Source organism: Bhargavaea ullalensis (assembly GCF_042432615.1).
Taxonomy (GTDB): Bacteria; Bacillota; Bacilli; order Bacillales_A; family Planococcaceae; genus Bhargavaea; species Bhargavaea ullalensis.
Genome location: NZ_JBHLWY010000010.1, coordinates 1 through 13,016, shown reverse-complemented (window position 1 = coordinate 13,016; position 13,016 = coordinate 1). Strand labels below are relative to the sequence as shown.

14 protein-coding genes are annotated in these 13,016 nt (G+C 58.4%); 3 read left to right on the top strand and 11 right to left on the bottom strand.

Going from position 1 to position 13,016, the window contains the following annotated elements:
- Positions 1 to 40 precede the first annotated feature (40 nt).
- From ACFFIY_RS02725 to ACFFIY_RS02685, 9 genes are all read right to left on the bottom strand, one after another.
- Complete coding sequence (locus ACFFIY_RS02725) at positions 41 to 916, bottom strand: DUF58 domain-containing protein (protein ID WP_354197282.1); 876 nt, start codon at positions 914 to 916, stop codon at positions 41 to 43.
- A complete protein-coding gene (locus tag ACFFIY_RS02720; protein ID WP_354197280.1) occupies positions 913 to 1,899 on the bottom strand; it encodes an AAA family ATPase in 987 nt (328 codons plus the stop codon). The genes ACFFIY_RS02725 and ACFFIY_RS02720 overlap by 4 nt, the downstream gene beginning before the upstream one ends.
- Before the next feature lie 15 nt (positions 1,900 to 1,914).
- Positions 1,915 to 3,309 (bottom strand): DUF8809 domain-containing protein, encoded by a 1,395-nt coding sequence (locus tag ACFFIY_RS02715; protein ID WP_354197278.1) that lies wholly within the window; start codon positions 3,307 to 3,309, stop codon positions 1,915 to 1,917.
- 11 nt (positions 3,310 to 3,320) lie between these two features.
- The gene (locus ACFFIY_RS02710; RefSeq protein ID WP_354197276.1) at positions 3,321 to 4,166 is read right to left on the bottom strand and encodes an ABC transporter permease; all 846 of its coding nucleotides are present in this window, start codon (positions 4,164 to 4,166) and stop codon (positions 3,321 to 3,323) included.
- Entirely contained in the window at positions 4,159 to 5,097 is a 939-nt protein-coding gene (locus ACFFIY_RS02705) for an ABC transporter ATP-binding protein (protein ID WP_354197274.1), read from the bottom strand. Before ACFFIY_RS02705 ends, ACFFIY_RS02710 begins: the two co-directional genes overlap by 8 nt.
- Positions 5,094 to 7,469, bottom strand: a complete 2,376-nt coding sequence (locus tag ACFFIY_RS02700) for a DUF8725 domain-containing protein (RefSeq protein WP_376837172.1) — start codon at positions 7,467 to 7,469, stop codon at positions 5,094 to 5,096. Before ACFFIY_RS02700 ends, ACFFIY_RS02705 begins: the two co-directional genes overlap by 4 nt.
- 68 nt (positions 7,470 to 7,537) lie before the next feature.
- Positions 7,538 to 8,416, bottom strand: coding sequence for a transcriptional regulator CcpC (gene ccpC / locus ACFFIY_RS02695; RefSeq protein ID WP_354197270.1), 879 nt, complete (start codon positions 8,414 to 8,416; stop codon positions 7,538 to 7,540).
- An 89-nt stretch (positions 8,417 to 8,505) separates the two neighbouring features.
- Positions 8,506 to 8,949, bottom strand: coding sequence for a cyclic-di-AMP-binding protein CbpB (cbpB, locus tag ACFFIY_RS02690; protein ID WP_354197268.1), 444 nt, complete (start codon positions 8,947 to 8,949; stop codon positions 8,506 to 8,508).
- A gap of 666 nt (positions 8,950 to 9,615) precedes the next feature.
- Positions 9,616 to 9,840, bottom strand: coding sequence for a hypothetical protein (locus tag ACFFIY_RS02685; RefSeq protein WP_354197266.1), 225 nt, complete (start codon positions 9,838 to 9,840; stop codon positions 9,616 to 9,618).
- 131 nt (positions 9,841 to 9,971) lie between these two features.
- On the opposite strand from ACFFIY_RS02685, the gene ACFFIY_RS02680 reads away from it, so the two are divergent.
- Complete coding sequence (locus ACFFIY_RS02680; protein ID WP_354197264.1) at positions 9,972 to 10,463, top strand: YkyB family protein; 492 nt, start codon at positions 9,972 to 9,974, stop codon at positions 10,461 to 10,463.
- On the opposite strand, the gene ACFFIY_RS02675 is transcribed toward ACFFIY_RS02680, so the two are convergent.
- Both ACFFIY_RS02675 and ACFFIY_RS02670 read right to left on the bottom strand, forming a co-directional pair.
- Complete coding sequence (locus tag ACFFIY_RS02675; protein ID WP_354197262.1) at positions 10,456 to 11,331, bottom strand: NAD(P)-dependent oxidoreductase; 876 nt, start codon at positions 11,329 to 11,331, stop codon at positions 10,456 to 10,458. The two genes, ACFFIY_RS02680 and ACFFIY_RS02675, sit on opposite strands and share 8 nt — an antisense overlap.
- 207 nt (positions 11,332 to 11,538) lie before the next feature.
- Positions 11,539 to 11,787 (bottom strand): Spo0E family sporulation regulatory protein-aspartic acid phosphatase, encoded by a 249-nt coding sequence (locus tag ACFFIY_RS02670; protein ID WP_354197260.1) that lies wholly within the window; start codon positions 11,785 to 11,787, stop codon positions 11,539 to 11,541.
- Positions 11,788 to 11,904: 117 nt separating this feature from the next.
- Between ACFFIY_RS02670 and ACFFIY_RS02665 the strand changes: the two genes are divergently transcribed.
- Both ACFFIY_RS02665 and ACFFIY_RS02660 read left to right on the top strand, forming a co-directional pair.
- Positions 11,905 to 12,093 (top strand): YkvS family protein, encoded by a 189-nt coding sequence (locus ACFFIY_RS02665; protein WP_354197258.1) that lies wholly within the window; start codon positions 11,905 to 11,907, stop codon positions 12,091 to 12,093.
- A gap of 122 nt (positions 12,094 to 12,215) precedes the next feature.
- Positions 12,216 to 12,926 carry a DUF8580 domain-containing lipoprotein gene (locus ACFFIY_RS02660; protein ID WP_354197256.1) on the top strand — a complete coding sequence of 237 codons (711 nt, stop codon included), beginning with the start codon at positions 12,216 to 12,218 and terminating at the stop codon, positions 12,924 to 12,926.
- The last annotated feature ends 90 nt before the right edge of the window (positions 12,927 to 13,016 follow it).

Sequence of the window (13,016 nt, the reverse complement as noted above, 5' to 3'; positions counted from 1 at the left end):
GCTCCCCTCCTTTCCGAAGGCACCGCCCCGGACTTCACCCTCAGCGGATCCATCCGGCACCCCTCATTTTTCCGTTGACGAAACCGGGAATCCCTTCGGCAGGCTGCACTTCCAGCAGCCGGATACCGAAGTTCCGGCAAATGCCGGCAACCGCGAGACGGTGTGCAACGCGCCGTTCCTCGTAAGCCCGGCGCGCCCCGGGCGTCAGCGTCACGGCCACGGACTTTCCGGTTTCCGAGTCGATGAACCGGAAGTCTCCGCGAACATCCGGCACGGCGGCGTCTTCCCCGCCAACGAGGATCAACCGCGTCTCCCCGCCCGCAGCGAGCATCCGGCGGAACAGCGCCTCAAAGTGTCCGGCCGGCTCCAGCCCGTCCGTGATGAGGAAGCGGATGGTGGCAGCCTGTCCGGCGAATTTCCATGCTTCCTCTGCAAAGCCCCCGGTTTCTGCGGGTGCGGGAAGCGAGGTCAACTTTTGCAAAAAGGCATTCCGGCTCCTTGCCCCCTTTCCGCTGAACAGGCCAGCAGGCGTGCCTCCCGCCAGGCCTGCCGAGAAATGATCATCCGAGCCCAGGGCGATCAGCCCGATTGCGGCACAAAGCTGTCTTGCGAACAGCCAGCGGCCGCCGCCGGCCATCGAACGGGTCCCGTCGAGAATGACCGACACACGCAATTCGCGCTCATCAAGATAACGTCTCACGTACAGTTTCTCGGTCCGTCCATACACATTCCAATCGACTTTCCGGATATCATCGCCGGGATGGTATTCCGCAAAATCGGAAAAATCGGGTGAGTTTCCGGTCCTGCCCGACAGGCTCGATCCCCTTTGGACACCTCTGAAGCGGGAATGGGGAACAAGCCGGCACCGTCCGATCCGGGCAAGCCACTCCGCAGGGAAGAACACCTCCTCGTTCATGAACGGACACCGGAGAGGGCTTCTCCGACAATCTTGCCGATCAGATCATCAGGCGTGACGCCGGAAGCCTCTCCTTCATAGCCGAGAATCAGCCGGTGGCGGAGCGCCGGGGCTGCGGACGCCCGCAAGTCGGCGATCGATACATGATACCGTCCTTCCGACAGGGCGCGCGACTTGGCAAGCGCGATGAGGCTCTGGAGTCCGCGCGGCCCGCTGCCAATCCGGACAAAGCGGGCAATATCAGGGATGTCCGACTTTTCCGGCCGGGTGGCGACAACGATTCGGGCCGCCGCATCCAGCATTTCTTCCGGCAGGACGACCGCCCTGGCCAGTTCCCTTGCCCTTCTGACCGCTCCGGGATCCATCACTTTCTTCAAAGGTGCCGGATCCGCACCCGTCGTCCGCCGCATGATTTCCTTCAGCTCTTCGCGGTCCGGATACGGAACGAGGATCTTGCAGAGAAACCGGTCGAGCTGTGCTTCTGGAAGCGGATAGGTGCCTTCCAGTTCAATCGGGTTCTGCGTGGCTAAAACGAAGAACGGATCCGCCATGCGCCTCGTCTCGCCGAGTACCGTGACCGTGCGTTCCCCCATCGCTTCCAGGAGGGCGCTCTGTGTTTTTGGGGTCGCCCGGTTGATTTCATCGGCGAGTACCATTTCGCTGAATATCGGGCCTTCCCTGAACACAAACCGTTGCCCGCCGTCCGGAAGCCGTTCGAGGATGCTCGTGCCCGTAATGTCGGAAGGCATCAGATCCGGCGTGAACTGGATCCTGGAAAAACCAAGATCGAGCACCTCGGAGAATGTCCGGACGAGCATCGTCTTCCCGAGACCCGGAAGCCCTTCCAGCAAGGCGTGTCCGCCTCCGATGATCGAAAAGAGGATCAGGTCCACCGCTTCTTTCTGGCCGACGATGAACTTTCCCACTTCATCTCGGATGTCGCGGATTGCCCGCCCCATTTCTGCATATTCTTCAGTCTCCATGGCCGTCCCGCCTCCTTAGTCTTCTTTTTCCAGGGAAGAAAAGTATTCGCTCAGAACCCGTTGCAGTTCCTCTGGAAGGCCAAGCTGTCCGGCGCTTTCCAGATAGGCGTCCCGGTAATCGCCGAGTGCCTCGCCGTACGGGCGGACGGTTCCCTTCTCCGCGGGAACCCGGCCCTTTTCGGGTGTACCTCCCGGACGGACGGGTCCGCTGTCCGATGTGGGATCCCGGTGCGTCATGTCGGGTGGCGGCGTACTGACAAGAGTCCGGCTTCCACGGCCGCTGCCTGCACCTTTTCCGCCTTGTCCGTCAGCGCCGTCCCCTTTTCCGCCGGTCTCGCTGCCGGAAGAATCGGGTTCCCCGGAACCGGGGGCTTTTTCTCCGGTGGTTCCTTCCCCTTCGCCCACTGCGTCCGGGTCTTCCCCGGAACCGTCTGAACCTTGTCCGGAACCCTTTTCGGAGCCTTCTGCGGAACCGGGCGCACGGCCGTTTGGAGTATCCCCGTTTTCACCGCCGGATCCGCGTCCGCCACCGTCTCCACCGCCGCTGTCCGCAGGATCTTCCTTGACTGCCAGGGGCGGCTCTCCCCCGTTGTCCGCAGCAGAGCGGCCAAGGCTTGAGAGCCGCTCATCAGCATCGCCCGCCATCTGCGCCAATTCAGACGCCGTCTCTCCCGCAGACAATCCGTTGCCATCGATGTCCGGCCGTTCCCCCGTGTCGCCCATCCGGTCCCGGAGACTCAGCTCACGCTGAAGCTTCACGGTTTCGCGGATGGCCTCTTCCGGGCGTTCGGTCTTGCCGAGCACCGCAGCGAGATCGGCCAGCTGTTTTCCGACTTCATCTTCTGCGGTACGCTCACGCAGGCGGTGCACTTGCTTCTGAAGGGAAGTCACGATGCTGCGTTCCAATTCGGTTTCCTTCGCCTCCTGCTGGGCGGAAGACGGAAACAACCCGGACACAAGAAGGACACCGAGCCCGGCAGCGGCCCAAAACAACGTCTTCCGCTCCACCCAGTGCCTTTTCTCCTTCCGGAATCCTGCCAGCGCAGCATCCGCCCTCCCGGCTGCTTCCTCGAGCAAACGGGCTTCCAATGGACCGGAATGCCCGTTCAGAGAACCTGCAGCGAGGATCAGATTGTCCGGCACATGCCGGTCCAGTGCAAAAAGTGCCTGCTTCCTGCCCGGCACGCTTTGCCGCCCGGCGATCAGCACTGCGGCCAGCACTGCGGTGAAAGTTCCCGCAGCATAAAAAAGGTATCCGGGCAGCACAAAAAATCGCGTGGCCAATAAAAGAGCGGCCGCTGCCCAGATTCCCCAGGCAACGCCCCTCAATCCCTGTCTTGCCGCCCAAAGAACACCGAGCCGCCGGCGCACCTTGCCGATCATCCGTTCCAGCAATGCACTGCTGTCCATTCCGCTCCCTCCTATTTGCCGGTCTTCATGTTCACACGGAGCCTGCTGACGGCGACAAATACCGAAACGATGATCAGTACCGCGTAAAACAGCAGATAAGTGATCCAGACCGGAAATCTGATTCCCGTCATGTCAGCCAAAATATTTCCCGAACCGGGGGCCAGCAGTGAGGCGACGAGCACCGCCGGATTGATCGATGCCCAGAAATGGGCCATCACCGACTGCCCCGCCGCCGATCCCAGCTGGCTGACGGAAGCGGTGAACACAGAAAGGAATCCCGTCACCGCAGTGAGCGCCAGCATCGTGCCGTACGTGGCGATCATGGCGACGGCCGTTCTCCGGATGAGCGTGGAAAACATGACGCCGACGCTACCGATCGCCACAGTGGTCAGCATAAAATAAAACAGCATGAGCAGCAGCTGGAGCGGAGAGATGCCGCCGAACAGGAAGACGAGACTATAGATCGGCAGGCTGGAAATAAGCATGAGCAGAAGAAAGGCGATCGACGACAGCAGCTTGCCGGAAATGATCTGGAATGAAGTCTGGGTTGTCGTCAGGAGCATGCCCAATGTCTGCTTTTCCCTTTCGGAGCTGATCGCCCCCGCCGTCAGTCCCGGCGTGATGAACAGTACGAGCGCCAGCTGGATGTAGGTGAGGACCGTGAATAAGATAAAGCTCTGTTCCGTATTCACAAAACCCGATCCCGCCCCGTCAAACGTGGTCATGATGTACAGGAAACCGAACACGAACAGGCTCATCGCACCCAGATAAAACAGGATGCCGATGAAGCTTTTGGGTGACCGGAAGCGCAGCTTCACTTCCTTCATGAGAACCGGGTTCGAAAGTCTGTCATTCACTGCGGGCCCCTCCTTCCGTGATGGCCAAAAAGACATCCTCGAGGTCCGTCTCTTCCTCAGAAAATGAACGGACACCGAGCCCGTCCGAGACGGCAGCCGCCAGCAGGGCCGCCTGCTCTGCTTCCGTTCCGCTGAATGAGAATTTAATTTCGCCGGCGGCAGGCTCTTCCGATATCCCGGAGATATGGGGGCGGGATTCGAAAAAACGGACTGCCGGGTCCGCCGGGCCGTTCAGCTTCACCGTGATGAGCCGGTCGCCCTTCAGCCGGGAATGAATCTCCTTGACGGAGTTGCGCGCGACGAGCCTACCCTTGTCAAGCACGCCGATCTCGTCGCACATTTCCGCAAGCTCCGGAAGGATGTGGGAAGAAATCAGGATGGTTTTGTTCATCTGCTTCAGCTGCTTCATGATGCCGCGCATTTCCACGCGCGCCCGCGGATCCAGGCCGGAAGCCGGTTCGTCCAGAATCAGCACCTCGGGATCGTGGATCAGGCTGCGCGCGAGGCAGAGCCGCTGCTTCATCCCCCTCGACAAAGAGTCCACATATGTTCCGCGTTTGTCCGTGAGATTGACGAGTTCGAGCAGCTGGCTGATCAGGACATCGCGATCGCGCGGTCGGATATCGTAGCTGCCTGCGTAAAAGTCCAGATACTCATCGGTTTTGAGTTGATCATATACACCGAAAAAATCAGGCATGTAGCCGATTTTCCGCCGGACCTCTGCGGGGGCACTCCTCACGCTTGCCCCGCCGATCAGCGCATCACCCGAAGTGGGCGGCAGCAGCGTGGCCAGGATGGAGAACGTCGTGGACTTCCCCGCACCGTTTGCGCCGACAAAGCCGAATACAGTCCCTTCCGCTATTTCCAGATCCAGATCCCGAAGCGCATCAAACGCCCCGTATGACTTGGACAGTTTCCTGATATCAATCACGGCGCAGCCACCCCTTCCAATCCGATTTCCGGCAGTTCCGCCATGTCCCCGCCCGGCAGCTTCCGGAATTTCATCCGGATTTCGCCGTCTTCAGACACATAATCTTCCGGCGGATCAATCTGTTGGCCGGCGTCAAGTGTTTCATATTCACCGGTCCTGACGTTCAGGAGGCTGATGTCGTCCAACCCGCGGCCGCCGCCGACCGACAGGGACTTCCAGCTCTCCGCGGCCGCGTTGAACGCTTCCGGCACTCTCGCTTCATACACATAGTTCCCTGGCTCCATGTACATCTCCCCGTCCGGCGACTTCTCATAGTAGAGGTCCGGATCTTCCTCGGGCTGAAGCAAAGTCGCCAACAGCTCCGCCGGAACGGTGAATTGCCCTGTCAGCCGGACGTCCGGCTCGAACGGCCGGACAATGACCGTGACGGATGACTGGACCGGATTGCCGGACATCTTCAGGGGAATCAATGAGGAATCGGTCCGCCCGATGACGGCGGGACTGTTTCCGTCCAGGAGCAGGGAGGCCGCTTCAGCCATTTCCGCAGCACGCGGATCCTTGCTGCTTCCGTAACCGTTCGCACTTCCCGCTAAACCGCCGGCCTGTCCGTAGCCGCCGGAGACCGCCGGCAGCAGCTGGCCTCCCTTGAGCACCGCATGCACTTCCTTGCGCTCGCCCGCCTCCAGGTCCCCGACCGGGATGAATTCCAGGCCGCTCCAGATGGATACGTCTTTCAGGCGGACGTCCAGCCCGTTCTCCACGGTTCCCGACAACACTCCTTCTTCGGATTTGAGGTCAGTCTCGATTGAGCCGCCCTCCCGAAGACTGACGTCCCCGTACACGGTGCCGACCGACCAGAAAGGCAGATTCCTCAGCACGAGCCGCGTCCCTTCCGCCCCTTTTTCCGCTACCGCATGGCGCAGGCTGTCCGACGCCGATCCGGTGAACGGGTTGGAGGAGCCCGTCGCCGTCAGGGTCAGGCCGGACGGTGCCCGGAATTCCACATCGCCCGCACGATTGGTCAGGACCGATCCGATGAATTTGCCGGACGGGCTGCCCGAACCGTCATCGATCAAGACAGCCGCCTGGCGCAGCTGCGGGCTGAGCAGCCGGTCTTTGGCCCCGTAGGCAAACAGTCCGGCCGACAAAGCGGCGGAAACTGCCGGAATGATCCACCACGCATGTTCCCGCTTGTCCTTCCGTTTCAGAAGAACGTATAGAATCGGACCGATTACAACAATATACAAAATCACAACCGCCAAAATGGCCGGAAACGGAATATCAAACGTCGCAAACCTTTCTGTCGCAGACTTTCCAAGATCCACGAAACCGTCCTGCGGATTGGCATACATCCAATTTCCGCCGGCCTGCGCAGACGGTGCACCGGTCAGGAGCCGGGTCATGAGCAGCGGGTAGCCGGGTGCTTCAGAAAGCGGCTTGTCGCCGAGGGAAAACGCCGTCTGGACAATCTTCCCGGAACCGTACGGCAGCCACGCCGCGATCAGTTTCCCGTCCGCCCGGGCCAGGCTCGTTGCTCCCGGGCCCGCCTCGGCGGCAAATCCCGGAACCGTCTCCGGGAATTCCGCGCCCGGAACAAGTGCGGAAAGGCCGGCTCCGTCGATTTCCGTCCTGCCCGTTATTTTCAGAGGCAGCCGATCCGCAAAGATGCCCGCTTCCGTTTCCGGATCATCCGAACCGCCAAGGACGAGCGTCCCGCCGTCTTTCACCCAGCCGCCGATTGCTTCCTGTTCAGCCGCCGTCAAGCCCGGCATCACGGTCTCGTCCACGAAAATGACGTCCGCAGAACCCCAGCCCGATTTTTCATCCGGTGCGAGAAACCCCTCATCCTTCATCGGCTGGATGAACACCTTCTCCGAAGACGGTCCCGCACCTGCATCCTTTAGCGCAGCCAGCCGATCCCCGCTGTCCGAAAGAGCCACCAGAAACTGGGCATCCTCAAAATAGAAGCTCAGCTTCGGGTACCGGTCTCCTTTGTATTTAATTTCCCGGCCTTTTTCCCAGCCCCCTTCAAAAAACCTGAACCCGTTTTCCTGGTAGGAATACGAATCGGCTTCTTCTACATCAGTCCTGATCACCGCCGTCTCCCCGCTGCCGACTTCCACCGGGATGGCCTCCGCGGTTCCCGACCGGTAGCCGGGATGGAAATCCAGGATCAAATCGCCGGAAAACGGGTCTCCGCTGTTATGGATCTCAATCTGAACCGGAAATCCCGATCCTTCCTTCGCCTTTCCGTCCAGCCCGCCGGAAGCTTTCACTTCAAGCGACGGAGCCGCAGAAGCCGGAACCGCTCCGAGCAACATCACGGCAAGTCCAAAAGCCGCAAACACGAATGCCCGTTTCCCCATCTTCATCCCGTCCTTTCCCGCATCTATCCATTAGTACGCCGGGCGGTTCTTTTGGTTCCGCTTTTTCCGCCTATTCACTCAACTTTTTTCGCATGCTGCAGGGCAATCCTGCGGAACGCATCCATTTGCGGCAGGGAAAATGACGGTTCGTAGCCGATGAGCCAAGTGTCCCTCGACAACTCGAACCGGTCATCGCTGTCCGTGAGCGGAATTTTATTGACCGACTCCACATCAGTCAGCGTGATGGACGGCAAAATGGCATAGCCGATCCCGTTCAGTGCCAGCTGGCGGCATGTCTCAATCTGATCGACGGTGATCTGGCGCTGCGGATTGGAAGTGAAATGCCGCTGCCACCATTCGCGAATCTCCTCGTAGTAATCTGAATCGCTCTTGAACTGGATGAACGGGCGGTCGGTATCCGGAATTTCCTTCACGGATCGGATCACCCGGTCAACGAGGAACAGGTGATCCCGGAACAGATGGATTTTAGACCCTTTCCAGTCAGAGTGGCCGCGGACGATTCCGATATGCGCCTCTCCGTCATGGAGTGCCCGGACAATCTCCGAACTCCAGCCGGTCATGAGCGACACTTTCACATCCGGGTGCTCCGTGATGAACTCCTTCAGGACCCGAGGCAACCATGTCTGGCCGACGATCGACGCACAGGCGATCTTGAGCGTGCCATGCACTTTGTTCGCCATCGTCTGCAGCGCCTCGGTCACTTCCTCGTGGCGGGCAAGTGTTTCCTTTGCAAACTGAATGACATGCTCTCCTGCCGGTGTCGGCGTCAGTCCCTTGGGCGACCGGATAAACAGCTGCACCCCCCATTCTTTCTCGATCGAACGGAGTCGCTGCGACAGTGCGGGCTGAGAGATGAACAGCCGGTCTGATGCTTTTCTCATATTGCCTTCATCGGCAAGTGTCTGGATGACGGTGAATTCATTGACGTTCAACGGACAAGCCTCCCATACCGGTTTCCCGGAGTTTTTGAGGAAATAAAACCGAAAAAAAGGCCTCGGGAAGAGACCTTTTGGCTGATTGCTTATCGCGGCATCGTGTAAACCGCTTTTTTCAACTTCTTCATGAGCACCCGCCGGGTCATGATGCCGGCGAACATCTCTTCCTCATCTTCCACACAGAGGAACGGGTGGTTGATGAGCAGGTCAAACACTCGCCTGAACTCGGTATTGATCCCAATGACGGGAACATCGGTCTGCATGAGCTCATCCACCTTCATGCCGGAAAGCCGTTCATACTCGATGCGCTCAAGCCCGAGTATCGCTTCCGTGATCATGCCCATGCTAAGCAGACCCTTAAGCCGGTACTGAGGATCCAGCACCGGAATCGATGAATAGCCCGTCTTCGTCAGGACAAGGAGCGCATGTTCCGCATTGTTGCCGATTTGGACATGCGCTACCTTTTCGGAAGAGATGATATGGTCCCTGATGGACTCGTGCAGAAAGTCTGTGCTGTTTACGGAAATCATAAAATCCGTCCCCTTTGTCAAACCTCATTTCCAGGAATCCCTGTATTTCCATCATACCACAAGCCCCGGCGGCGCCGCGATAGAAGAAAGGCGAAGCGGGCCGCTTGGCTCTGACCGGCATAAGACGGGCTGCGTCGCGGGGCCCGCCACGCAGAGCAGAACGGCTTATGACCCGAAGAGCCGGCCCGCGCAGCCGGACAAAGAAAGGCGAAGCGGGCCGCTTGGCTCTGGCCGGCATAAGACGGGCTGCGTCGCGGGGCCCGCCCCGCAGAGCAGAACGGCTTATGGCCCGAAGAGCCGGCCCGCGCAGCCGGACAAAGAAAGGCGAAGCGGGCCGCTTGGCTCTGACCGGCATAAGACGGGCTGCGTCGCGGGGCCCGCCCCGCAAAGCAGAACGGCTTATGACCCGAAGAGCCGGCCCGCGCAGCCGGACAAAGAAAGGCGAAGCGGGCCGCTTGGCTCTGGCCGGCATAAGACGGGCTGTGGCGCACCTTTAACTTTCCATACCCGAAGGAACCCGGAATCATGTCGGCCGGCACACATTTTATTTAGGAAGCGGCTGTCTATGAGTAGTTGAGGAAAATAAGGGAAATGCGGCACGGCCGCTGCGGTGCCGGGGACCGCCCGTAAAAGAGGAGGAAAAACCGCCGGGATAGCACCCGGCGGTCACCAAATGAACGCATAATAGAAGATGACGATTCCAATGAAGACGACGGAAATGCCGATGACGATCAGGATCGGATTGAACTTGAACGGGTGTTCCCGGACCTCCTGTGGAATTTCATCGCGGCCGTCCTCAGGGATCATCCCCTCCATCTTGCGGCTCATCGCGATTCCGATCGCGGCGATGAGCAACATGACACCGATCAGCGGCCAAAGCCATATATCCATTGCTGTCCCTCCCGGCATTCTTTTTCAAAGTATGCCCCGGAATGTTTGTCTCATTCGCCGCGCCTTCTTTTTCCCCTCTCCGCGGCAATCATGATAAGATGTCGTCAACAGCCAAGACAGGAGGAGAGCCCATGGACGCACCCGATTTTTCTTTGAGGCTGGCGGAGGCCGTACATACCGTCAACCGCCACGCAAAAACCGCGCCGGACAACCGTTTTCTGTACAACTTGAAAAAAGCTGCCCTGGAAAAGATGATCACGGAAGGCCTGGCGGAGAAAAAGGGCCTTCATTTCGTGCAAAACCCCCGCTTCAGCCGGCAACAGTCTGCAGTGCTGATCCGGTGCGGCGATTACTTGTTTCATCTGCCGGCTTCAAAAGACGATTTCCGCTCGCTCCCCCATCTCGGTGAGCAAAACATGGAAATCCGCAATCCGAAAGGGCGGATTGGACTGAAAGCGGCAAAACAGCTGCTCTCCGACTACACGGGCCTGAAAGAAAGCAACTCGGGGCCAACCCCGCCGCAACAGCCAAAGAACCGTCCGGGCCAGGCCTCCAGGGCAAAAGAAAAAGGCCGGAATCAAACTTCTTCCGGCCACAAGCCCTGGTTCGGGCCGCTCAGCTGAATTGCGTGTAAAGTTTGTAGAGCGACTGGGTTCCGTCATCTCCGAACCCTCTGGCCGACAGATCCGAATACATCTGTTCGGCCAGCTCCACTCCCGGCAGCGGCAATTCCATCACCTTTGCCTCATCCAGCGCGATGCGGAGATCTTTGAGGAAGTGCTTCACGTAAAACCCGGGTGCAAAGTCGCCTTTCAGCATGCGCGGTGCCAGGTTGCTCAAAGACCAGGAGCCCGCAGCACCCGTGGCAATCGATTCGAGCACGCGCTCCGGGTTCAGGCCCGCCTTCACAGCATACGCAAGCGCCTCGCAGACCCCGATCATATTGGTCGCAATCGCAATCTGATTGGACATTTTGACGTGCTGTCCGGAACCTGCCTGCCCGTGATGGATCACATTAGAGCCGATCAGCCCGAACAGAGGCTCCACTTCGCGGAACGCTTCCTCCGTGCCTCCGCACATGATCGACAACGTGCCGTTGCGCGCCCCCACATCCCCCCCGGAAACCGGTGCATCAACGGACCCGCAGCCGAGTTTCTCCGTCTCTTCCGCTATCCGGACCGCCAGCTGCGGAGAGGAGGTTGTCAAGTCACAAACAACCGATCCCGGCCGGATTCCCGACAAGATGCCCTGATCGCCAAAGTAGACATCCTCAACATCCGACGGATACCCGACCATCGTCATGACCACTTTTGCTTCCCTTGCCGCTTCTTCCGGGCTTTCTGCCCAGACCGCCCCTTCCCCGATCAAAGGGTCCGCCTTTGATTTCGTTCTGGTGTACACGGTCACCCCATGGCCGGCAGCAAGAAAATGGCGGACGATGCTCGCCCCCATGACCCCCGTTCCGATGAACGCAATCCGTTTAGGCTCCATTCCTCATTCCCCCTCTGTCATTTTACTCATTGTACCAAACATCTCCCCTGGATGAAGATTGTGCCCGCCAAAGAGACTGCCGGGCAAATAAAAAAGGACGGCACCGCTGAGCGGCACCGCCAAATAAAGGGGGAAATGAGAATGTTGCTGTGTTCAGAAGTACTATAGCCACATATTGGGCACGTTAAACATTTATTATCACAGCAATCACATATTTTTTTCGCTTTTCGATGTGCAATCCGGGGAAACTCTGGCGATGGGCTGGTAACTTGCCTGACGGCGGCAACGGATCAACACCGGACGCCGGCCTTCCCGGAGATTTCCGTAAACGTTCATCAGGCGGTCGAGCTGCCTGCTGAGCCGGATCGTCTCCCGGTCATCCAGACCGCGGATCCGGGCGGTTTCGATCATCTGCAGCCGGACCCGCTCGATCCGATGCATAAAAGGACTCTCCATCACGATTCCCCCTCTCCCCTTCGGCAAAAGACGGAAACTGCGCCGGGGGAAAAATTCTTTACTCTCAAGAGAATATAAGGCAAACTGTTAGATAATCAATCGGAAGGGGCTGGAAGCATGAAGATTGCGGAAGTAGGAAATATCATTGAATTCAGGGACGGCCTTCAAGGAATCGTTGAGAAAGTCAATGAAAACTCGGTTATTGTAAACCTGACTTTCATGGAAAACTTCGACGAGCTGGAGATGGAAGAAAAGACCGTCGTCAACCATAAACGATATAAAATTTTATACGGCAACGATGATTGATCTGCCCGGGCCTTGCCGCTCCGTGATTCATTCGACGGGCTATGGGGAAAACCCTTTACACGGGCCGGGTGAAACCAAGACGGCGGCTGGTCGTCCACTTAATTGAAGGAGGAGATTCACTCATGACAGCAAAATGGAAGATTCTTTCCCTTTCTGCAGTGGCCGCCCTGATGCTGGCCGCCTGCAACACTGGCGGTGACAAGGGAGCCAGCGCCGATCCGTCCGGTGACGGGGATGCGGTGACTGAAGAAAACAACACCGGCACGGACACAGAAACAGATTCCGGCAACAGCGAAAATGCGGATAAAGAAGGCGGGACTGAAGATCAGCAAGAACCGGACAAACAGGAAGAGCGCGGTCCTGACCGTGAATTGGTCTACCAAAAAGACGGATCCGAGCAGCGAGGCAAGGCCGTGCTGACCGACAGTGACGAACAGGATTACTCCGTTTACCTGCTTGACGGCTTTGAGCTCACTTCCGAGGAGCCGGGAAGGGATTCGCTTTATTCGACCGAGGATGAGCAGAATTTCATGCGGATCGAAGTGTTCGGCGAAGACGGATCCGATTACACGAACACCGTCACGACGATGGAAGAAACACTGAAAAGCACAGGCGCCGATCCGGAGGAAGTCATCGGCAAGTATAGCCTTGCCGAAGATCCCTCTGTGGAGGAACTCGTATTGAAACAGGCGAAGTCGGATGAGGTCCTCATGACCGGTGCCGTCTTCGTCACTTCAGGCAAAATTGTCCGTCTCACGGTCTTTGACAAGCCTGACGGCGCAATGACGGATGCCTTCCTGACTATGGGCGCGACGGTCGGACCGAAAAAATGAGAAACAAAAAGACCGGGATAACCGGTCTCAGACTGTAGACAAAGTGAGCCTAATGCTCCTTTGGCTACAGTTTTTCTTTTTCCTGAACAT

Coding starts and splice junctions, on each gene's coding strand:
- ACFFIY_RS02725 (WP_354197282.1), bottom strand. CDS start 916: ATGAACGAGGAGGTGTTCTTCCCTGCGGAGTGGCTTGCCCGGATCGGA.
- ACFFIY_RS02720 (WP_354197280.1), bottom strand. CDS start 1,899: ATGGAGACTGAAGAATATGCAGAAATGGGGCGGGCAATCCGCGACATC.
- ACFFIY_RS02715 (WP_354197278.1), bottom strand. CDS start 3,309: ATGGACAGCAGTGCATTGCTGGAACGGATGATCGGCAAGGTGCGCCGG.
- ACFFIY_RS02700 (WP_376837172.1), bottom strand. CDS start 7,469: ATGAAGATGGGGAAACGGGCATTCGTGTTTGCGGCTTTTGGACTTGCC.
- cbpB (WP_354197268.1), bottom strand. CDS start 8,949: ATGATTTCCGTAAACAGCACAGACTTTCTGCACGAGTCCATCAGGGAC.
- ACFFIY_RS02685 (WP_354197266.1), bottom strand. CDS start 9,840: ATGGATATATGGCTTTGGCCGCTGATCGGTGTCATGTTGCTCATCGCC.
- ACFFIY_RS02680 (WP_354197264.1), top strand. CDS start 9,972: ATGGACGCACCCGATTTTTCTTTGAGGCTGGCGGAGGCCGTACATACC.
- ACFFIY_RS02675 (WP_354197262.1), bottom strand. CDS start 11,331: ATGGAGCCTAAACGGATTGCGTTCATCGGAACGGGGGTCATGGGGGCG.
- ACFFIY_RS02670 (WP_354197260.1), bottom strand. CDS start 11,787: ATGGAGAGTCCTTTTATGCATCGGATCGAGCGGGTCCGGCTGCAGATG.
- ACFFIY_RS02665 (WP_354197258.1), top strand. CDS start 11,905: ATGAAGATTGCGGAAGTAGGAAATATCATTGAATTCAGGGACGGCCTT.
- ACFFIY_RS02660 (WP_354197256.1), top strand. CDS start 12,216: ATGACAGCAAAATGGAAGATTCTTTCCCTTTCTGCAGTGGCCGCCCTG.